Annotated in this window: 17 protein-coding genes; 7 read left to right on the top strand and 10 right to left on the bottom strand. The window is 64.3% G+C overall.

Annotated elements, in window-relative coordinates; genetic code table 11:
• Positions 1 to 125: 125 nt before the first annotated feature.
• Both AABA84_RS34550 and htpX read right to left on the bottom strand, forming a co-directional pair.
• Positions 126 to 767 carry a tetratricopeptide repeat protein gene (locus AABA84_RS34550; RefSeq protein ID WP_018323277.1) on the bottom strand — a complete coding sequence of 214 codons (642 nt, stop codon included), beginning with the start codon at positions 765 to 767 and terminating at the stop codon, positions 126 to 128.
• A gap of 138 nt (positions 768 to 905) precedes the next feature.
• Complete coding sequence (gene htpX, locus AABA84_RS34545) at positions 906 to 1,853, bottom strand: zinc metalloprotease HtpX (RefSeq protein WP_212249258.1); 948 nt, start codon at positions 1,851 to 1,853, stop codon at positions 906 to 908.
• A 281-nt stretch (positions 1,854 to 2,134) separates the two neighbouring features.
• Between htpX and AABA84_RS34540 the strand changes: the two genes are divergently transcribed.
• The 5 genes from AABA84_RS34540 to AABA84_RS34520 all read left to right on the top strand — a co-directional run bounded on the left by AABA84_RS34540 (position 2,135) and on the right by AABA84_RS34520 (position 8,890).
• On the top strand, positions 2,135 to 3,505 hold the full coding sequence (locus tag AABA84_RS34540; protein ID WP_338308904.1) for an HlyD family secretion protein: 1,371 nt from the start codon (positions 2,135 to 2,137) through the stop codon (positions 3,503 to 3,505).
• Positions 3,502 to 5,442, top strand: a complete 1,941-nt coding sequence (locus tag AABA84_RS34535) for a glycosyltransferase (RefSeq protein WP_338308903.1) — start codon at positions 3,502 to 3,504, stop codon at positions 5,440 to 5,442. Before AABA84_RS34540 ends, AABA84_RS34535 begins: the two co-directional genes overlap by 4 nt.
• Before the next feature lie 86 nt (positions 5,443 to 5,528).
• Positions 5,529 to 6,830 carry a lytic murein transglycosylase gene (locus AABA84_RS34530; protein ID WP_338314336.1) on the top strand — a complete coding sequence of 434 codons (1,302 nt, stop codon included), beginning with the start codon at positions 5,529 to 5,531 and terminating at the stop codon, positions 6,828 to 6,830.
• 275 nt (positions 6,831 to 7,105) lie between these two features.
• On the top strand, positions 7,106 to 7,609 hold the full coding sequence (locus AABA84_RS34525) for a DUF1993 domain-containing protein (protein ID WP_338314335.1): 504 nt from the start codon (positions 7,106 to 7,108) through the stop codon (positions 7,607 to 7,609).
• A 180-nt stretch (positions 7,610 to 7,789) separates the two neighbouring features.
• Positions 7,790 to 8,890 (top strand): alkene reductase, encoded by a 1,101-nt coding sequence (locus AABA84_RS34520; RefSeq protein ID WP_338308900.1) that lies wholly within the window; start codon positions 7,790 to 7,792, stop codon positions 8,888 to 8,890.
• A gap of 223 nt (positions 8,891 to 9,113) precedes the next feature.
• Here the strand turns inward: AABA84_RS34520 and AABA84_RS34515 are convergent, their stop codons facing one another.
• From AABA84_RS34515 to glpD, 7 genes are all read right to left on the bottom strand, one after another.
• A complete protein-coding gene (locus AABA84_RS34515; protein ID WP_212249373.1) occupies positions 9,114 to 10,856 on the bottom strand; it encodes an ABC transporter substrate-binding protein in 1,743 nt (580 codons plus the stop codon).
• Positions 10,857 to 10,986: 130 nt separating this feature from the next.
• On the bottom strand, positions 10,987 to 11,316 hold the full coding sequence (locus AABA84_RS34510) for a DUF2160 domain-containing protein (RefSeq protein WP_018323269.1): 330 nt from the start codon (positions 11,314 to 11,316) through the stop codon (positions 10,987 to 10,989).
• 10 nt (positions 11,317 to 11,326) lie between these two features.
• Positions 11,327 to 12,133 carry a carbohydrate ABC transporter permease gene (locus AABA84_RS34505; protein WP_194406557.1) on the bottom strand — a complete coding sequence of 269 codons (807 nt, stop codon included), beginning with the start codon at positions 12,131 to 12,133 and terminating at the stop codon, positions 11,327 to 11,329.
• A complete protein-coding gene (locus AABA84_RS34500; RefSeq protein WP_338314334.1) occupies positions 12,133 to 13,035 on the bottom strand; it encodes a carbohydrate ABC transporter permease in 903 nt (300 codons plus the stop codon). The genes AABA84_RS34505 and AABA84_RS34500 overlap by 1 nt, the downstream gene beginning before the upstream one ends.
• Positions 13,035 to 14,120 (bottom strand): ABC transporter ATP-binding protein, encoded by a 1,086-nt coding sequence (locus AABA84_RS34495; protein ID WP_338308899.1) that lies wholly within the window; start codon positions 14,118 to 14,120, stop codon positions 13,035 to 13,037. Before AABA84_RS34495 ends, AABA84_RS34500 begins: the two co-directional genes overlap by 1 nt.
• A 13-nt stretch (positions 14,121 to 14,133) precedes the next feature.
• Positions 14,134 to 15,210, bottom strand: a complete 1,077-nt coding sequence (locus AABA84_RS34490) for an ABC transporter ATP-binding protein (protein WP_212249249.1) — start codon at positions 15,208 to 15,210, stop codon at positions 14,134 to 14,136.
• Positions 15,207 to 16,757, bottom strand: a complete 1,551-nt coding sequence (gene glpD, locus AABA84_RS34485; RefSeq protein ID WP_338314333.1) for a glycerol-3-phosphate dehydrogenase — start codon at positions 16,755 to 16,757, stop codon at positions 15,207 to 15,209. Before glpD ends, AABA84_RS34490 begins: the two co-directional genes overlap by 4 nt.
• Before the next feature lie 231 nt (positions 16,758 to 16,988).
• On the opposite strand from glpD, the gene AABA84_RS34480 reads away from it, so the two are divergent.
• A complete protein-coding gene (locus tag AABA84_RS34480) occupies positions 16,989 to 17,273 on the top strand; it encodes a type II toxin-antitoxin system Phd/YefM family antitoxin (RefSeq protein WP_338308897.1) in 285 nt (94 codons plus the stop codon).
• On the top strand, positions 17,270 to 17,695 hold the full coding sequence (locus AABA84_RS34475; protein ID WP_338314332.1) for a type II toxin-antitoxin system VapC family toxin: 426 nt from the start codon (positions 17,270 to 17,272) through the stop codon (positions 17,693 to 17,695). The genes AABA84_RS34480 and AABA84_RS34475 overlap by 4 nt, the downstream gene beginning before the upstream one ends.
• A 4-nt stretch (positions 17,696 to 17,699) precedes the next feature.
• Here AABA84_RS34475 and AABA84_RS34470 read toward each other — a convergent pair whose 3' ends face one another.
• The gene (locus AABA84_RS34470) at positions 17,700 to 18,545 is read right to left on the bottom strand and encodes a DeoR/GlpR family DNA-binding transcription regulator (RefSeq protein WP_212249245.1); all 846 of its coding nucleotides are present in this window, start codon (positions 18,543 to 18,545) and stop codon (positions 17,700 to 17,702) included.
• Positions 18,546 to 18,622 lie beyond the last annotated feature (77 nt).

Raw genomic sequence — 18,622 nt, 5'->3', positions numbered from 1 at the left:
TAATACAAGGGTGGGCAAAGCGAAGCGTGCCCACCCGTCTGTTGCCGTATTGTAGAGATCGTGGGCACGGCGCAAGGGCGCCTTTGCCCACCCTACGATTCCAGGATTCGGTGGATAGAGCCCCCTCACTGCCTCGGCACTGACACCTGCGTCGGCTCGGCGCTGGCGAGTTCGGCGAGCCTGGCGCGCGCGGCTTCGCGGGTGCGGCCGTCCTTGCCGGCGGGCAGCGCCAGCGCCGCCTCGAAATCGGCGCGCGCATCGTCGGCCTGGCCGCGGGCGAGGAACGCAAGGCCACGGTCGAGGCGGGCCTGCGCATCCGAGGGGTCGAGGCGGACCGCCGTGTTGTAGCTCAGAATCGCGCGGTCGAGATCGCCCGTGGCGGCGAGCGCGAGACCGCGCTGGTGATAGGGCGCAGCGCGCTTGGGATCATGCGCGATCGCCTCGTCATAGTCGGCGATGGCGAGTTCAAGATCGCCGTTCTGACGGCGCGCGAGCGCGCGGTCGCGATAGAGCGAGGCGCGATTGGGATTGAGGTGAATGGCCTCGTCGAAATCGGCGACCGCCCGCCTGAAGTCGCCATGGCGCAGCGCGATCCGTCCGCGCCCCTCATAGGCAAAGGCGATCAGCGAGCCGCGCAGCGGCGAGAAGCCGATCACGGCCGAGCAGATGTCGGGATCGTCCTCGTCGCCACAATTGACGACCATGTGCGTGGACAGGCCGACGAGCACGCACAGGACGATCAGCAATGGTACGGCAGCTCTGGTCATCTTCGACGGTGGCCGGCAGCGGGCCGGTCACGCATCCCCTTTCGAAGAAAGTGTCTCGCCGGGGGTGTTAACACCGGCTCCGACGATCCTGTGTGCGCCAGGTCACAAATCCGGCTGCAAATTGCCCCGGGCTTCGTATCAGCCCCAGGGGCCGCGTGAAGGACCACGCGAGGACGACCGGCCCCATGGGCCGCGCGGCGGATAGTTCTCGTTGGCGCCTACCGACGGCGCCGCCCGCGCGCCGAGCTCGGCCGCAAGCTGCTGAAGCGCCGCGATGCGGTTCTGCGTCGAGGGATGGGTGGCGAACAGATTGTCCACGCCATGCCCCGAGAGCGGGTTGATGATGAACATGTGCGCGGTCGCGGGGTTTCGCTCGGCCTCATAGTTCGGCACCTGATGCGCGGCGCCCTCGATCTTGACCAGCGCGGAAGCCAGCCACATCGGCTGCCCCGCGATGCGCGCACCGAGATCGTCCGCGGCATATTCGCGGGTACGGCTGATCGCCATCTGCACCAGCATGGCGCCGAGCGGGGCGAGGATCATCATCAGGATCGAGCCGACGATGCCGAGACCATTGTTGTTCTCGCGATTGCCGCCGAAGAACATGCCGAACTGCGCCAGCATCGAGATCGCGCCGGCGATGGTGGCAGTGATCGTCATCAGCAGCGTGTCGTGGTTCTTGATATGGGCGAGCTCGTGCGCGATCACGCCGGCGAGCTCCTCGCGGCTGAGCTGGCGCATCAGGCCGGTGGTGACGGCCACCGCGGCGTTTTGCGGGTTTCGTCCAGTCGCGAACGCGTTCGGCTGTGCCTCGTCCATCAGGAACACGCGCGGCATCGGCAAGCCTGCCCGACCCGCAAGTTCCGCGACCAGCCCGACCAGCTCGGGCGCGGTCGAACGATCGACCTCATGGGCGCCGTACATCGAGAGCACCATGCGGTCGGAGTTCCAGTAGGTGAAGAGATTGGTCGCCGCGGCAATGACGAGCGCGATCATGGCGCCGGAGGCGCCGCCGATCAGATAGCCGACGCCCATGAACAGGGCGGTGAGGCCTGCAAGCAGCATTGCAGTACGAAAATAGTTCATGGCCGTCTCCAAAGGCGGCCGCGGGCGAACCTCTGGCCGGCACCCCGAGGTATGAATGCTGCCTGCTACCGCAAGGTTCGTGCGTCGCCCGGCCGCACATCCATCGCGGCGTCAGCCTTTCCCGCGCCGCTAAAGCTTGAGCGGGATTTGCGCAAAAACACCCGCATAAGTTTAGCAGCCTGGAAAGCACAATCGCGGCTTAATTCGTGGCAACCGGGCACGCCGCGCAGTCGCGGCGCATTGACCGGTTCCGTTGGCACCCCGTCAGCAAGGTGATCGTCATGATGGACCGCTCGAGCGCCGCCTCCGTCGATCCCGCATCTGCTCCCTCCCCTCACGACGCCAAGACTGACGCCAAGATCGACGCGAGGACTGACGCGAAGGGATTGCAGGAGGCGCTGTACGAACAGATGTTCGCCAATGACGAGCCCGGCCCCGCACCCGATGCGCAGACACAGCCGGAATCGCAGCGGCGCTGGCCAAATCTGAGGCGCGGCGCGAAGATCGCGATCGGACTTGCCCTCATCGCCATTTTCGGCTGGCTGCCGCTGCGCGCGGTCTGGGAGTATTCAAGCGTCGAGGCCGTGTTGAATTCCCGCCTCGTCACCCTGCGCACGCCGATCGGCGGCCGTGTGGCAGCCGCGCAGCGCTTGACCGATCAGGCCAGGCTCGACGCCGGGACCGTGGTCTTGCGCGTGGTCAACCCGCGCGGCGATCGCACCCGGCTCGACGATCTCCGGCGGCAGAAATCACGCCTGGAGAACGAGCGGCCGAGCCTTGCCGCCAAGCTTGCCTCGGCCCAGGCAGCGCAAAAGGACCTGGCGCGGCAGGCGACGCAATTCCGCGACGGGCGCGTGCTCCAGCTCGAGGCCCGGATCGCCGAGATCCAGACCTCGATCGAGGCCGCCGCAGCGCGGCGGGAGGAAGCCAATGCCGCGGTCGACCGCGCATCCTCGCTGGCGAAATCCGGCAATGTCTCGACCGTCGAGCTGGCACGGCTGACCCGCGAGCTCTCCGTGTCGCAGCAGATCGAGCTCGGTGCGCGCAAGCGGCTGGACGCGGCCAAGGTCGAGCTTGCCGCGGCACGGAACGGCTCCTTCCTCGGCGACAGCTACAACGACCGGCCGAGCTCGGTGCAGCGCGAGGAAGAGATGCGCCAGCGTGCCGGCGACCTCGACGCTGACCTCGCACGCACCGACACCGAGATCGCCTGGCTCGCCAGCGAGATCATCACCGAAGAGATTCGCTTCGCCGATCTGTCCGAAGCCAACATCACGACACCCGTCACAGGGCGCGTCTGGGAGATGATGACCTCGCCGGGCGAGGACGTGCAAGCCGGCCAACCGCTGCTCAAGGTGCTCGATTGCAGCGGCGCCGTCATCACCGCGAACGTCACCGAGAACGTCTACAACCGTTTGCAGCTCGGCGACCACGCGACCTTCGAGCCGAACGACGGCGGCGCGCCGATTTCCGGCACCGTGGTCAACCTGACCGGCGCCGCCGGCGCGCCCGCCAATCTCGCCATCAATCCCGACGCGCTGAGCAAGGAGCCCTATCGCGTGACCGTTGCGCTCGGTGATGGTGCTGCCCACGCCTGCACGGTGGGACGCACCGGCCGCGTGGTGTTTGCAAGGCAAGAGACCGCACCGTGACGACGGCGCTGACGCCCGGCCTGATTGCGCTCGGCGCCTTCATGGCGATCGTGCCGCTGCTCAGGCGCGACAGCACGATGGCACGCTCGTTCCTGGCCATCGTGTCAGTCGTTTTCCTGCTCCGCTATCTCCATTGGCGCGTCACAGCGACTCTCCCGCCGCCGCATCTGACCGCGGATGCCGTGATCGGCTATCCCTTCCTGCTGCTGGAAGCGGCCTCGCTCGTCGCGGTCACGTTGTCTCTGCTGTTCCTGAGCCGAACAATCGATCGTTCCAGATCAGCCAGGATCGATAGCCGCGCCTTCGATCCGGGCGCGCCGCTGATCGACGTCTTCATCTGCACCTACAACGAGGAACGATCGATCCTCGAGCGCACGATCATCGGCGCGACCGGCATGACATACGGCAACTACCGCGTCTGGGTGCTCGACGACGGCCGACGGCCCTGGCTGCGGCGACTCGCGGGTGAACTCGGCTGCCATTATCTCACGCGACCCGACAACCATCACGCCAAGGCCGGCAATATCAATCATGCGCTCCGACATGTCGGTGCGATGCCGAAGCCGCCGCAATTCGTGGCCATCCTCGACGCGGACTTCGTGCCGCGGCCCGACTTCCTGGCGCGGACCATCTCGCTCATGGACGATGCTTCGGTCGGGGTGGTGCAGACGCCGCAGCACTTCATCAATCCCGACCCGATCCAGAGCAACCTTGCTGCAACCGACGTTTGGCCGGACGAGCAACGCTTCTTCTTCGACATACTGCTGCCGGCGAAGGACGCCTGGGGCGTCGCATTCTGCTGCGGCACCTCATCGCTCATTCGCTACGACGGACTGATGCTGATCGGCGGATTTCCGACCGATTCCGTTACGGAAGACTATCTCGTCACCCTTCGCCTGAAGGAACGCGGCCTCAACACGATCTATCTCAACGAGCGGCTGACGATCGGGCTCGCGCCGGAAGGGTTGAAGGAATACATCACCCAGCGCGCCCGCTGGTGCCTCGGCTTGATGCAAATCGTGCGCGGCCGCAGCGGACCGCTGTCGAGAAAGTCGAAGCTCTCCTTCATCGACCGACTCTCGCTGGTCGATGCTTTCATGAGCTGGTCCGCGGTCTACACGTCGAAGGTGGCGGGCCTCGTGGTGCCCTGGCTGTTCCTGCTCTTCGGCATCAAGGCGGTCCGGGCCGACCTGAGCGAGCTGCTCCGGTTCTTTCTGCCGTTCTATGTCTGGCACAGTCTCAGCATGGCCTGGCTGTCGCACGGCCGCTCGCTGGCCATGATGACGGACGTGTCGCAACTCATCGCCGCGCCCGCAGTGCTGAAGGCGGTGGCAACCGGTCTGCTGAAGCCGAAAGGACACAAGTTCAAGGTCACGGCGAAAGGCGGAGACCGGGACAGGAGATTTGTCGAATGGCCGCTGCTGCGGCTCTATGGCACCGCGCTTCTCGTCACGCTCGCAGCCATCGCCTATGCCTTCATCCTGCACCTGCGCGGCGAGAACATCGCCTATGGCGGGCTGGCTCTGACCTGGAGCCTCTACAACGCATTCATCCTCACCGTGGTCTGCTTCGTCTGCATCGAGCAGCCGCGCAAGCGCAAGGCGGAGCGCTTTGATCGCAATGAGACGGTGCTGCTGCGCCAGGACGGCAAGTCGCATCTCGCGCGGCTCGCCGACATCTCCATCACCGGCGCGCGGCTGATTGATCCCGATCCGCCGCACCCCGGCAGCACGATTGAGTGCAAGATCTATGGCCGCTCGATCGCAGCGATCGTGGTGCGGCGAACCACCGATGGATTTGCGGTCCGCTTCGAGGAAGGCATGGATACGCGCGTGCATGCCATCCGGGCGTTCTATGCGGGTGAGTATGTCCGCGCCTATCAGGGCGTCAGGGCGCTCCCGGTCGGGAAGGCGCTGCTGATGCGGCTGTTCGGTTAGGGTGGCACGGAAAGGATGGCTTGAAGCCATCACTTGACCTAAGCTTCGGGCGAATCTACGCTTGCGCCTTCCCCGCCGGAACCCCAATGGTCCAGACCCGATTTCTGATCGCGGCCGTCGCGCTTTTCGCGCTTTCCGTCCCCGCCTCCGCCCAGTTCGCCTCACCGCCTGCCAAGCCCGTGGCGCCCAGAGCCACTGCACCGTCGCCGCGCGCGGCGTCGTGCCACAATGGCGCGAGCTTCGATCGCTTTCTCGCCGACGTGAAGCAACAGGCCGTGGCCGCCGGCGTCTCGCAGCGAACCATCGCGGAGGCCTCGCCCTACCTCGTCTACGACCAGGGCATCGTCAACCGCGACCGCGGCCAGCGTGTGTTCGGCCAGCTCTTCACCGAATTCGCCGGCCGCATGGCGGCGCCCTATCGCATGCAGAACGGGCAGCAGCACATCAAGCAATACGCCGCCGCATTCGCGCGCGCGGAAAAGGAATATGGCGTGCCGCCGGCGGTGATCGCCGCGTTCTGGGGGCTGGAGAGCGACTTCGGCGCCAACATGGGAAATCTGCCGACGCTGAAATCGCTGGTGTCGCTCGCCTATGATTGTCGCCGCTCGGAGATGTTCGTGGGCGAGACCATCGCCGCGCTCAAGATCATCGACCGCGGCGATCTGCATCCTGACGAGATGATCGGCTCCTGGGCCGGCGAGCTCGGGCAGACCCAGTTCCTGCCCGTGCATTACGTCAATTACGCCGTCGACTATGACGGCGACGGACGGCGCGACCTGTTGCGGTCGCCGGCCGATGTGATCGGCTCGACCGCGAACTACATCGCCAACGGCCTGAAGTGGCGGCGCGGCGAGCCGTGGCTGGAAGAGATCAAGGTGCCGCCAAACCTGCCCTGGGATAAGACCGATCTTACGGTCCGAGAGCCGCGCTCGACATGGGCGCAGTTAGGGGTCACCTATCCCGACGGCCGTCCCTTGCCGAACGACAATCTCGCGGCCTCCGTGCTGCTGCCGATGGGACGCTTTGGCCCGGCCTTCATGGCCTATGCGAATTTCGCGGCCTACACCGAGTGGAATAACTCGCTGATCTACTCGACGACAGCGGGCTATCTCGCCTCGCGCATTGCGGGCGCAGCCCCTATGCGCAAGTCGTCGGCGCCGGTGGCGCAACTGCCGTTCAACGAGCTCAAGGAATTGCAGCAACTGCTGGTACGTGCCGGCTTTAATGTCGGCAAGGTCGACGGCGTGCTGGGACAGCAGAGCCGCGCTGCCGTCAAGGCGATGCAGATCAAGCACGGCCTGCCGGCCGATTCCTGGCCGACCGCCGAGCTCCTCGCGCGCATGCGCGGCGGCACGGCGCAGGCGCAGCCGGCAGGGATGGTGAGGTAGAATATCTATCCGTAGTCATTCCCCGCGAAGGCGGGGAATCCAGTACGCTGCGGCCTCTCGGCCCTATCACAACCGTCTCGGAGGATACCGGGCGGATTCAACCGGTCAGGCCGGGCGAAGACAGCGGAGAGTGTGGCCACGGCAGCGGAGCCAGTGGCGCGGTAGAATTTTCGCACTGCACAAGCAGCTCCCCGCGATTGTATTTTTTCGTGAGCCTCCCATGTGAGTAGCTCAGGTTTTCTCCTGAGATTTTCCCATTCACAAGCGAGCATCACATGTCCTTCTACGACGCGGCCGTCCCCGCCTATTTGCAAATGCTGAACAGCCTCACCGGCCTGCTCACCAAAGCCGAGGCGCATTGCGCGGCCAGGAAGATCGACCCCAGCGTCCTGCTCGGCTCGCGCCTCTTCCCGGACATGCTGCCGCTGTCGAAGCAGATCCAGCTCGTCAGCGATTTCGCCGCCAAGGGCTGCGCCCGACTGACCCATAGCGAGGTGCCCTCGACACCCGACACCGAGACCAGCTTTGCGGAATTGAAGCAGCGGCTGGCCAAGACCATCGACTATGTGAAGTCGTTCAAGCCCGAGCAGTTCGAAGGTGCCGAGACCAAGGACGTCACCTTCCCCGCCGGCCCCGACAAATCCATCACCATGAAGGGCCAGCAATTCCTGAGCGCGTTCTCGCTGCCCAACTTCTATTTCCACGCCACGACCGCCCATGGCATTTTGCGCCACAACGGCGTCGAGATCGGCAAGCGCGATTTCATGGGCGCGAACTGATTTGCGAAATCGCACGGCCGCGGCAGTCGCAATCCACTGTCGCGGGCAAAATCGCACATGAATTATGCTACGCGGCCCCTGCCGCGTAGCTCGCCTGCACTTTCCGTATGGCTCCTCCCTTGCGCCTGATGTCGCGATGCACAAGTGTTCGGGACCTCACATCCCTGGAAGCATCCCCCCATGAGCCGTTCGACCAAATTGTTTGAGACCTATAAGCTCGGCCCGATCACGCTGGCCAACCGCCTGGTGATGGCGCCGCTGACGCGCAACCGGGCCGTGCCCGGCACATTCGTGCCTGGTGCGCTCGCCGCCGATTATTATGGCCAGCGCGCCTCCGCGGGGCTCCTGATCACCGAAGCGAGCCAGATCTCGCAGCAGGGCCAGGGCTACCAGGACACGCCCGGCATCTATTCCAAGGACCAGGTCGCCGGCTGGCGCAAGGTCACCGACAAGGTGCACGCGCGCGGCGGCAAGATCTTCATCCAGCTCTGGCATGTCGGCCGCATCTCGCATGTCGATCTGCAGGCGGGTGGCGCAGCCCCGGTGGCACCGAGCGCGATCCGCGCCAAGGGCAAGACCTTTGTGAACGGCGGCTTCGCCGACGTCTCCGAGCCGCGCGCGCTCGAGCTCTCCGAAATCCCCGGGATTATCGACGATTTCAAGCGCGCCACGAAGAACGCGCTGGAGGCCGGCTTCGACGGCGTCGAGATTCACGGCGCCAACGGTTATTTGCTTGAGCAGTTCGCCAAGGACGGCGCCAACAAGCGCACCGATGCTTATGGTGGCTCCATCGAGAACCGCGCGCGGCTGATGCTGGAGGTGTCCAAGGCCGTCGTGGCCGAGGCCGGTGCCGACCGTACTGGAATCCGCATCTCGCCGGTGACGCCGGCCAACGATATCGCGGATTCCAACCCGCAAGCCCTGTACGACCATATCGTCGACGGCCTCAGCGCGCTGAAGCTGGTCTATCTCCATGTCGTCGAAGGCGCCACCGGCGGCCCGCGCGATATCGCACCGTTCGACTATGCATCCTTGCGCAAGCGCTTTGCCGGCGCCTACGTCGCCAATAACGGCTACGATTTCGATCTCGCCACCAAGGTGCTGGACGCCAATGCGGCCGACCTCATCGCCTTCGGCAAGCCCTTCATCTCCAACCCCGACCTCGTCGAGCGGCTGAAGCAGGGCGTAGCGCTGAACGACTGGGACAAGAACACGTTCTACGGCGGCGGTGCGAAGGGCTACACGGATTATCCGACGCTGGCGGCCGAGCCGGCGGAGTAAGGTTTCGCTCTCTCCGCCGTCATTGCGAGGAGCCTGCGACAAAATTGTGAAGCAATTTTGCGCTGGTGCGACGAAGCAATCCAGACTGCCTCCGCCGAAAGACTCTGGATTGCTTTGCTTTGCTTCGCTCGCAGTGACGGTGGGGTGAGCAGAATGGCTCACAACAAACAAAAAAGGCCGGGATTGCTCCCGGCCTTTCGCATTTGATGACGCTACGCGCCGCTTACTTCGCTTCCGCGCGCTTGGGCGGGGTTGCCGGCCACGACTTGATCAGGGTGTCGTAGTCGACAGTCTCGCCCTTCGGCTTCTCGTTGGCGAGCTTGCGCTGCGGAGCAATCGTGCCGTCCTTCTGGGCCTTGGCGAACCAGTATTCGGCCGTCTCCTTCTTGTGCAGCTTGGGACCGCAGGCGCCCTGCACGCCGGACTTCTCCAGGCGCTCCATGACGGAGTCCTGAGCAGCGGCCAGCGCATCCATCGCAGCTTGCGGCGTCTTCGCACCGGACGACGCATCGCCGATGTTCTGCCACCACAGCTGCGCGAGCTTCGGATAGTCGGGCACGTTGTTGCCGGTCGGGGTCCACTGCACGCGCGCGGGCGAGCGGTAGAACTCGATCAGGCCGCCGAGCTTCGGCGCACGCTCGGTGAACGACTTGTCCCAGATGTCGGATTCACGGATGAAGGTGAGACCGACATGGCTCTTCTTCAAGCTCACCGACTTCGAGATGATGAACTGGAGATAGAGCCAGGCCGCCTTGCGGCGATCCGCCGGGGTCGACTTCAGCAGCGTCACGGAGCCGGCGTCCTGATAGCCGAGCTTCATGCCTTCCTTCCAGTACGAACCGTGGGGCGAGGGAGCCATACGCCATTTCGGCGTACCGTCCGCGTTCATCACGGCGATGCCCGGCTTCACCATGTCGGCGGTGAAGGCGGTGTACCAGAACATCTGCTGGGCGATGTTGCCCTGGGCGGGCACGGGGCCTGCTTCGGAGAACGTCATGCCCTGCGCCTGCGGCGGCGCGTACTTCTTCAGCCACTCGAGGTACTTGGTGATCGAGTAGACTGCGGCCGGACCGTTGGTGTCGCCACCACGCTCCACCGAGGAGCCGACCGGACGGCAGCCTTCCATGCGGATGCCCCATTCGTCGACAGGCAGGCCGTTCGGAATGCCCTTGTCACCGTTGCCGGCCATCGACAGCCAGGCGTCGGTGAAGCGCCATCCGAGCGAGGGGTCCTTCTTGCCATAGTCCATATGGCCGTAGACCTTGACGCCGTTGATCTCCTTGATGTCGTTGGTGAAGAACTCGGCGATGTCCTCATAGGCGGACCAGTTCACGGGCACGCCGAGCTCGTAGCCATACTTGGCCTTGAACTTGGCCTTGTAGTCGGCGTTGGTGAACCAGTCGTAGCGGAACCAATAGAGGTTGGCGAACTGCTGGTCGGGCAGCTGATAGAGCTTGCCGTCCGGCCCCGTGGTGAATGACTTGCCGATGAAGTCGTTGACGTCGAGCATGGGATCGGTGACGTCCTTGCCCTCGCCGGTCATGTAGTCCGACAGCACGACGGTCTGGCCGTAACGGAAATGCGTGCCGATCAGGTCGGAATCGTTGATCCAGCCGTCATAGACGTTCTTGCCGGACTGCATCTGGGTCTGCAGCTTCTCGACGACGTCACCTTCCTGGATGAGGTCGTGCTTGAGCTTGATGCCAGTGAGCTCGGAGAACGCCTTGGCCAGCGTCTGCGACTCATATTCGTGAGTCGTGATGGTCTCGGAGACGACGTTGATCTCCATGCCCTTGAAGGGCTCGGCGGCCTTGGCGAACCACTCCAGCTCTTTCTTCTGGTCTTCCTTCGACAGCGTCGAAGGCGTGAATTCCGCGATCCACTTCTGGATCACGGCGTCGTCGGCGGCGCGGACCGGCGCCGAGACGGCGAACGACACCGCAATGATGGCGGCGGCGCTGGACATGGTCAGAAAGCTATTCTTGGTCAATGGACCTTTCCTTCTCCTAAACGGTCGCATGTTGTTCCTCCGTTGCAGCGACAAACTTTTATACAGACCCGGATTGCCCCCGGATCTGGCCGTCCCTTCGCGAGCTTCAGACCGTGCGAAAAATGAGCACGGCCGTGACCAGCGAAATTCCACTTGCGAGCCACAGGCGCGAGATTTCAACGCCTTCCTCGCCGATCGGCAGCGTTGCGATCGCATCGGTGCCGAAGAAGCCGATCCAGAGAAGGTGGATGACCGCCGCTGATATCAGCGAAATGAACAGGCGGTCGCCGCGCGTGGTCGGAATTCGGAGCACGCCGACCCGCTCGGCTTCGGGATAGACCGCCGCAAGCCACGTCATCACGGCGAGCGTGCAGGCGAGCGCGGCGAAGAAGATCGCCGTCGGCAGCGTCCAGGCCATCCATGCGATCGATTCCATTGATGCCTCCTCAGACGCGACCGAGCGCAAAACCGCTCGCGATGTAGTTGCGGACGAACCAGATCACGAGCGCGCCCGGGATGATGGTGAGCACGCCGGCCGCTGCCAAGAGGCCCCAGTCCATGCCCGACGCCGACACCGTGCGGGTCATGATCGCGGCGATCGGCTTGGCCGACACCGAGGTCAGCGTGCGCGCAAGCAGAAGCTCGACCCAGGAGAACATGAAGCAGAAGAAGGCGGCGACACCGATGCCGCTCGCGATCAACGGCACCAGGATCTTGATGAAGAAGCGAGGGAAGGAATAGCCGTCGAGGAAGGCGGTCTCGTCAATCTCGCGCGGCACGCCGGAGACGAAGCCCTCGAGGATCCACACCGCCAGCGGCACGTTGAAAATGCAATGCGCGAGCGCGACCGCCCACGGCGTATCGAACAGGCCGATCGCCGAATAAAGGTTGAAGAACGGCAGCGCGTAGACTGCGGCCGGCGCCATGCGGTTCGACAAGAGCCAGAAGAACAGATGCTTGTCGCCGAGGAAGCGGTAGCGCGAGAACGCGTAGGCCGCAGGCAAGGCGACCGAAATCGAGATGATGGTGTTGAGAACGACGTATTCCAGCGAGTTGATGTAGCCGGAATACCAGCTCTCGTCGGTGAAGATGCGCTTGTAGTGCTGCAGCGTCGGCGTGTGCGGCCACAGCGTCATCGTCGAGACGATCTCGGCGTTGGTCTTGAAGCTCATGTTGACGAGCCAATAGATCGGCAGCAGCAGGAAGATCAGGAACAGCCCCATGATGAGACGGCGGCCGGGAATCGAATGCATCAGGCGGCTCCTTCCTGGGGCTTCCGCTCGGCGCCGGCATTGGTCATGACGGTGTAGAAAATCCAGCAGACGATCAGGATGATCAGATTATAGACCAGCGACAGCGCCGCGGCCTTGCCGAGATCGAACTGGCCGAGCGCGATCTTGACGAGCTCGATCGACACGAAGGTAGTGGAATTGCCGGGCCCGCCGCCGGTGACGACGAACGGCTCGGTGTAGATCATGAAGCTGTCCATGAAGCGCAGCAGCACCGCGATCAGCAGCACGCGGTTCATCTTCGGCAGCTGGATCGCCTTGAACACGGCCCAGCGCGAGGCACCGTCGATCTGGGCGGCTTGGTAATAAGCCTCCGGGATCGACTTCAGGCCGGCATAGCAAAGCAGTGCGACGAGGCTGGTCCAGTGCCAGACGTCCATCACGATGACGGTGACCCAGGCGTCGATGTCGTTGGAGACGTAATTGTAGTCGACCCCAATGGCATTGAGGACATAGCCGAGCAAGCCGATGTCGGGTCGGCCAAAAATCTGCCAGATCGTGCCGACCACGTTCCACGGAATCAAAAGCGGCAGCGCGAGGATGACGAGGCAGGCCGCCACCGTCCAGCCCTCGCGCGGCATCGACAGCGCGACGACGATGCCGAGCGGCACCTCGATCGCGAGGATCACCAGCGAGAAGAACAGATTGCGTCCGAGCGAAGCCAGGAAGCGACCGCCGAGATCGGTCGACGGATCGAGCAATTCCTTGAACCAGCCGACGCCGTTCCAGAAGAACTGGTTGTTGCCGAAGGTGTCCTGCATCGAATAGTTCACCACCGTCATCAGCGGCAGCACCGCCGAGAAGGCGACGACCAGGAACACCGGCAGCACCAGGAACCAGGCTTTTTGGTTGACGATCTTGTCCATCAGGCAGCTCCCTCCACCAGAAGGCTGTCGGCATAGACGTGGACGTGAGACGGATCGAACTTCAATCCGGCCATGCCGTCCGAACTGGTGAATCCGGCGGGTGCGCGCGCGGCGAGCTTGGCTTCGCCGACACGGACGCGCGCGAAGCGGATGCGGCCGAGATCGTCGATGCGCTCGATCTTTGCACCGAGCAGGCCGGGCGCGGGCGCGTCGACCTCCACGAATTCGGGACGGACGCCGATCTCGATCTTCGCCCCCACAGGCAGATTGTCGTAAGCGCGGTTCAGCGCGATGACGTGGCCGTCGATCCTGGCCTCGCGTCCCCTCACCTCCGCCGGCAAGATGTTCATGCCGGGCGAGCCGATGAAGTAACCGACGAAGGTGTGCGCGGGCTTGTCGAACAGCTCGGCCGGGGTACCGCTCTGCACGACACGACCGTCATGCATGACGACCACGGTGTCGGCGAAGGTCAGTGCCTCGGTCTGGTCGTGGGTGACGTAGATCATCGTGAGGTCGAGCTCGCGATGCAGCGCCTTCAGCTTGGAGCGGAGCTGCCATTTCAGCTCGGGATCGATCACGGTCAGCGGCTCGTCGAACAGCACGGCGGCGACATCGGAGCGCACGAGACCGCGGCCGAGCGAGATCTTCTGCTTGGCGTCGGCGGTCAGCCGCGTCGCCTTGCGGTTCAGATAGGGCTCGAGATCGAGCAGGCGGCCGATCTCGGCGACGCGCTTGTCGATCTCGGCCTTCGGCACGCCGCGGTTCTTCAGCGGAAACGCCAGATTCTGCCCCACCGTCATGGTGTCGTAGATCACCGGAAACTGGAACACCTGGGCGATGTTGCGCTTCTGGGTTGACAGCGGTGTGATGTCCACCCCGTCGAACTGGATTTTTCCCCGTGACGGCGTGATGATGCCGGAGATGACGTTGAGCAGCGTGGTCTTGCCGCAGCCGGATGGGCCGAGCAGCGCATAGGCGCCGCCCTGCCGCCAGGTCATGGTCACCGGCTTCAGCGCAAAGCTGTCCTGCGGCGCATCATTGCCGCCGTAGGAGTGGGCGAGATCGACGAGGTCAATGCGAGCCATGGCGCATCTCCTCCTACGATCCAGGTGCTGCGACCAGCCGGTCGGCAGCATCGAAGACAAAAACGTCGTTGGGATCGAGCACGGCGTCGAGCGTCTGGCCGGGCTCGAATTCGTGCACGCCGTGCAGCACCGCCACCCAGTTCGATCCGTCGCGGGTCAGATGCACGAAACTCTCCGAACCGGTGATCTCGGTCACCGTGACAGTGGCATGGAAGGCATGGCGATCAGCCTCGCCATTGGCGAGCGCGAGCTGATGCGCGCGAAACCCGACGCGATAGGCGCCGTCGGCCAGCGATGAATAGAGGCCGGATGCAGGCGACGCCGCGCCTCCAGCATATTGCACGGAGCCGTTCTTCTTCTCGATGCCGACGAGGTTGAGCGGCGGATCAGAAAAAACCTGCGCGACGCGCAAGGTCTGCGGGCGACGATAGACATTGGCGGTCTCGCCGATCTGGAGCGCCTGGCCTTCCCACATGCACACCGTGTTGCCACCGAGCAAAAGCGCCTCGGTCGGCTCGGTCGTGGCATAGACGAAGATGGCGCCCGAGGCCTCGAAGATGCGCGGCAGCTCGGCGCGCAGCTCCTCGCGCAGCTTGTAATCGAGATTGGCGAGCGGCTCGTCGAGCAGCACGAGGTCGGCGCCCTTGACCAGCGCCCGCGCGATCGCGGTGCGCTGCTGCTGGCCGCCGGAGAGCTTGAGTGGTGTGCGCTTCAGGAACGGCTCGAGCCTGAGCAGTTTTGCGGCCTCCGCCACGCGCGCCTCGATCTCGTCGCGCGGCTTGCCCTGCACGCGCAACGGCGAGGCGATGTTCTCGTAGACCGTGAGCGAGGGGTAGTTAATGAACTGCTGGTAGACCATCGCGACCGAGCGCTGGCGCACGTCGGCTCCGGTGACGTCCTTGCCGTTGACCAGCACCTTGCCCGATGTCGGCTTGTCGAGGCCGGCGAGCAGCCGCATGATCGAGGTCTTGCCCGACAGCGTCGGCCCGAGCAGCACGTTCAGCGTGCCGCTCTCGAGCGTCAGCGAGACGTCGCGGATATGCTGGACCCCTTCGACGGTCCGGGTCACGTGATCGAGCGTCACGGTCATGAGCGTCCTCCCGCTTCCAGCAGAGGACTTTGCGGCACGGCGTGGGTCCTGATCCAGTCGTCAAGCGCAGCAATCTCATCGGCAGATAGTCGCAGGCCGAGCTTGGAACGGCGCCAGACGACGTCCTCGGCGGTCACGGCCCATTCATTGGCCATGAGGTAGCGGACCTCGCGCTCGGTCAGCGTCGCGCCAAAAGCCTGGCCGAGATCGGTCGATGATTTGGCATCGCCGAGCAGCTTGATGGCCTTGGTGCCATAGGCGCGCGCGAGCCGTCTGGCGTGCTCATGGCTGAGGAAGGGATAACCGCGCTGCAGCTCGGCGATCAGGCCGTCGATGTCGGACACATTCATGTCGCCGCCGGGCAGCGGCCATTTGCCAGTCCACCCTTCCCGCGCTTTTGCGCTGCGAAGATACGGCGCGAGCCGCTCCAGCGCCTCCTCGGCAAGGCGGCGATAGGTGGTGATCTTGCCGCCATAGATCGACAGCAGCGGCACGCCGCCGGGCGTGTCGAGCTCGAATACGTAGTCGCGCGTCGCGGCCTTGGCTTCGCTGGCGCCGTCGTCATAGAGCGGCCGCACGCCGGAATAGGTCCAGACCACGTCGTCCGGTGTCACGGGCTTTGCCAGATATTCGCTCGCCGCGGTGCAGAGATACTGGATCTCCTCGGCCGTCGCCTTCACCTTGGAGGGATCGCCGTCATAATCGCGATCCGTGGTGCCGATCAGGGTGAAATCGTCCTGGTAGGGAATCACGAAGATGATGCGGCCGTCCGCGTTCTGGAACATGTAGGCGCGGTCGTGGTCGTAGAGCTTCCTGACCACGATGTGCGAGCCCTGCACCAGGCGCACCTTGGCTTTCGCGTTGACGCCGGCGCCGCGGCCGAGCACGTCCTCGACCCAGGGGCCGCCGGCATTGACCAGCGCGCGGGCCTGGATCTGCGACCGCTCACCGGTCAGCGTGTTGACCATGCTCACGGTCCAGAGGCCGTCGGATTGCTTGATATCCGTTGCGCGGGTGCGGGTTCGGATCTCGGCGCCCTTGTCGGCGGCATCGCGCGCGTTGAGCACGACGAGGCGGGCGTCGTCGACGAAGCAGTCGGAATATTCGAAGGCGCGGGAGTAGCGATTCGGGATCAGCGGCTTGCCGACCTCGTCACGCCGGAGATCGACCGAGCGGGTCGCCGGCAAGAGATGGCGGCCGCCGATATGATCATAGAGGAAGAGGCCGAGCCGCAGCAGCCAGGCGGGACGTAGGCCGGCGTGATGCGGCAACACGAAACGCAAGGGGCGTATGATGTGGGGCCCGATGCCCCAGAGGATCTCGCGCTCGATCAGCGCCTCACGGACCAGGCGAAACTCGTAATATTCGAGATAGCGCAGGCCGCCATGGACCAGCTTGGTCGACCAGGACGATGTCCCGCTCGCCAAATCGTTCATTTCGCACAGGAAAACAGTGTTGCCACGGCCCACTGCATCGCGCGCGATGCCGCAGCCATTAACACCGCCTCCAATGATGGCGAGGTCGAAAATACGCTCCAACAGACGCATCCCCCGGCGACCGCTCGTTCCGTCGAGCGGTTACTTTCGTTTTTGATTAGATCACACCGAAAAACGAAAGCAAGACGAAAGAGAGGAGGAGGGAAGTGAAAGCGAAAGTTTTCTGCAGGCAATCAGACGAGGAAATGAGCAGCTTGGACGGCAATTCGGAAAGCAATCGCAAGCTTGAATGGCTGACCACACAGAATTATAGTCATAATAGTCATATTGGTTTCCGCTCGCATGGCCGACCGCAATACTGCACCCGATACGCTTCCAACTGATGACACCTGGACGCTTGCCAACGCCAAGGCACGACTGTCCGAGGTGATCGACCGCGCCCAAACGGGCCCGCAAGTCATCACCCGACATGGCAGGCCCAATGCGGTCGTCGTTTCCGCCGAGGAATGGGCGCGCAAGACCGCGCGCAAAGGCACGCTCGCCGAATTCCTGCTGGCCTCGCCGCTTCGCGGCGCCGACCTCGCGCTTGATCGCGTGCACGCCGCGCCACGCGACGAGGTGCCGTGAACCTCCTGCTCGACACCAACGTGCTGTCGGAAATTCAGCGGCCCTCGCCGTCGCCGAAAGTTCTGGCGTGGCTGGATACGGTCGATGAGGATCGTGCGTTCATCAGCGTCGCGTCGATCGCCGAGCTTCGCCGCGGCATCGCATTGCTGGAGGACGGCCGCCGGCGCACAGCGCTCGCCGCCTGGCTCGCCCATGATCTGCCGTCGCGGTTCGCAGAACGCGTGCTGCCGATAGATCACGCCGTCGCCGAGCGCTGGGGTGATTTGATGGCGCAGAGCCGCAGAAGCGGCGTCGCACTGTCTGTCATGGACGGCTTCTTTGCGGCGACCGCGCTCGCGAACAGCCTCACGCTCGTCACGCGCAACGTGAAGAATTTTGCCGCGTTCGGCGTCCCGCTGCTCAATCCGTGGGACGACGTCTAAGCCCCTATCGCAGCCGCACCACCGGCGCGGCTTCGGGCGCGGCATCTTGAGCGTCGGCCGGCGCATCGTCGATGTCCGCCCCCTTTGGCATCGCCGCCATCACCTCGATGCCCTTGCTGTGGCAGATCGTGGCGAGACGCTCGGGAAGCTCCTGGTCGGTGACGAAGGTCTGGATCTGGGTCATGTGGGCGATGCGCACCGGCGCGCTGCGGCGGAGCTTGGTGGAATCGGCAACCAGCATCACGCTGCGGGCATTGGCGATGATGGCCTGGGCCACCTGCACCTCGCGATAGTCGAAGTCGAGCAGCGCGCCCTCCTCGTCGATCGCGGACGCGCCGATGATGGCGTAGTCGACCTTGAACTGGCCGATCAGCTGCGTCGCGGTGGAGCCGACCACGGCGCCGTCGGCCCGCCGGACCGTGCCGCCGGCGACCACCACCTCGATGCGGGGATGACGGTAGAGCAGCATCGCGACATTGAGATTGTTGGTGATGACGAGGAGATCCTCGTGCGAGGTCAGCGCGCTCGCGACCTCCTCCGTCGTGGTGCCGATATTGATGAAGAGCGAGCAGCCGTTCGGGATCAGCGAGGCGGCCGCGGCTCCGATCGCCTTCTTTTCGTCGGCGGCGACGAAGCGCCTTGCCTCATAAGCGAGGTTTTCGACGCCGGAGGCGATGATGGCGCCGCCATGGATGCGGGTCAGCGACCTCCGCTCGCAGAGGTCGTTGAGATCCTTGCGGATGGTCTGCGCCGAGACTTCGAAGCGGCGCGCGAGCTCCTCGACCATGACACGGCCCGAGGCCCGCGCGATGTTGAGGATTTCGGCTTGGCGATGGGTCAGTCCGGTCACGGCAAAAGCCTCAAATCAGGAGAATGCATGGTGCGGCGGTTCGCGCCTTCGGTCAATGCGCGCGCCGATCACGGTTA

Source organism: Bradyrhizobium sp. TM239 (assembly GCF_036247985.1).
Classification (GTDB): Bacteria; Pseudomonadota; Alphaproteobacteria; order Rhizobiales; family Xanthobacteraceae; genus Bradyrhizobium; species Bradyrhizobium ottawaense.
The sequence above is the reverse complement of the archived record's forward strand: the minus strand, read 5'-3'. Positions and strand labels throughout refer to the sequence as shown.

Excerpts from the sequence above, each read along its gene's own strand:
- glpD (WP_338314333.1), bottom strand. The coding sequence starts at position 16,757 with ATGCGTCTGTTGGAGCGTATTTTCGACCTCGCCATCATTGGAGGCGGT.
- AABA84_RS34505 (WP_194406557.1), bottom strand. The coding sequence starts at position 12,133 with ATGCATTCGATTCCCGGCCGCCGTCTCATCATGGGGCTGTTCCTGATC.
- AABA84_RS34480 (WP_338308897.1), top strand. The coding sequence starts at position 16,989 with ATGGCCGACCGCAATACTGCACCCGATACGCTTCCAACTGATGACACC.
- AABA84_RS34525 (WP_338314335.1), top strand. The coding sequence starts at position 7,106 with ATGTCCTTCTACGACGCGGCCGTCCCCGCCTATTTGCAAATGCTGAAC.
- htpX (WP_212249258.1), bottom strand. The coding sequence starts at position 1,853 with ATGAACTATTTTCGTACTGCAATGCTGCTTGCAGGCCTCACCGCCCTG.
- AABA84_RS34530 (WP_338314336.1), top strand. The coding sequence starts at position 5,529 with ATGGTCCAGACCCGATTTCTGATCGCGGCCGTCGCGCTTTTCGCGCTT.
- AABA84_RS34515 (WP_212249373.1), bottom strand. The coding sequence starts at position 10,856 with ATGTCCAGCGCCGCCGCCATCATTGCGGTGTCGTTCGCCGTCTCGGCG.
- AABA84_RS34510 (WP_018323269.1), bottom strand. The coding sequence starts at position 11,316 with ATGGAATCGATCGCATGGATGGCCTGGACGCTGCCGACGGCGATCTTC.
- AABA84_RS34550 (WP_018323277.1), bottom strand. The coding sequence starts at position 767 with ATGACCAGAGCTGCCGTACCATTGCTGATCGTCCTGTGCGTGCTCGTC.
- AABA84_RS34500 (WP_338314334.1), bottom strand. The coding sequence starts at position 13,035 with ATGGACAAGATCGTCAACCAAAAAGCCTGGTTCCTGGTGCTGCCGGTG.
- AABA84_RS34540 (WP_338308904.1), top strand. The coding sequence starts at position 2,135 with ATGATGGACCGCTCGAGCGCCGCCTCCGTCGATCCCGCATCTGCTCCC.
- AABA84_RS34490 (WP_212249249.1), bottom strand. The coding sequence starts at position 15,210 with ATGACCGTGACGCTCGATCACGTGACCCGGACCGTCGAAGGGGTCCAG.
- AABA84_RS34520 (WP_338308900.1), top strand. The coding sequence starts at position 7,790 with ATGAGCCGTTCGACCAAATTGTTTGAGACCTATAAGCTCGGCCCGATC.
- AABA84_RS34495 (WP_338308899.1), bottom strand. The coding sequence starts at position 14,120 with ATGGCTCGCATTGACCTCGTCGATCTCGCCCACTCCTACGGCGGCAAT.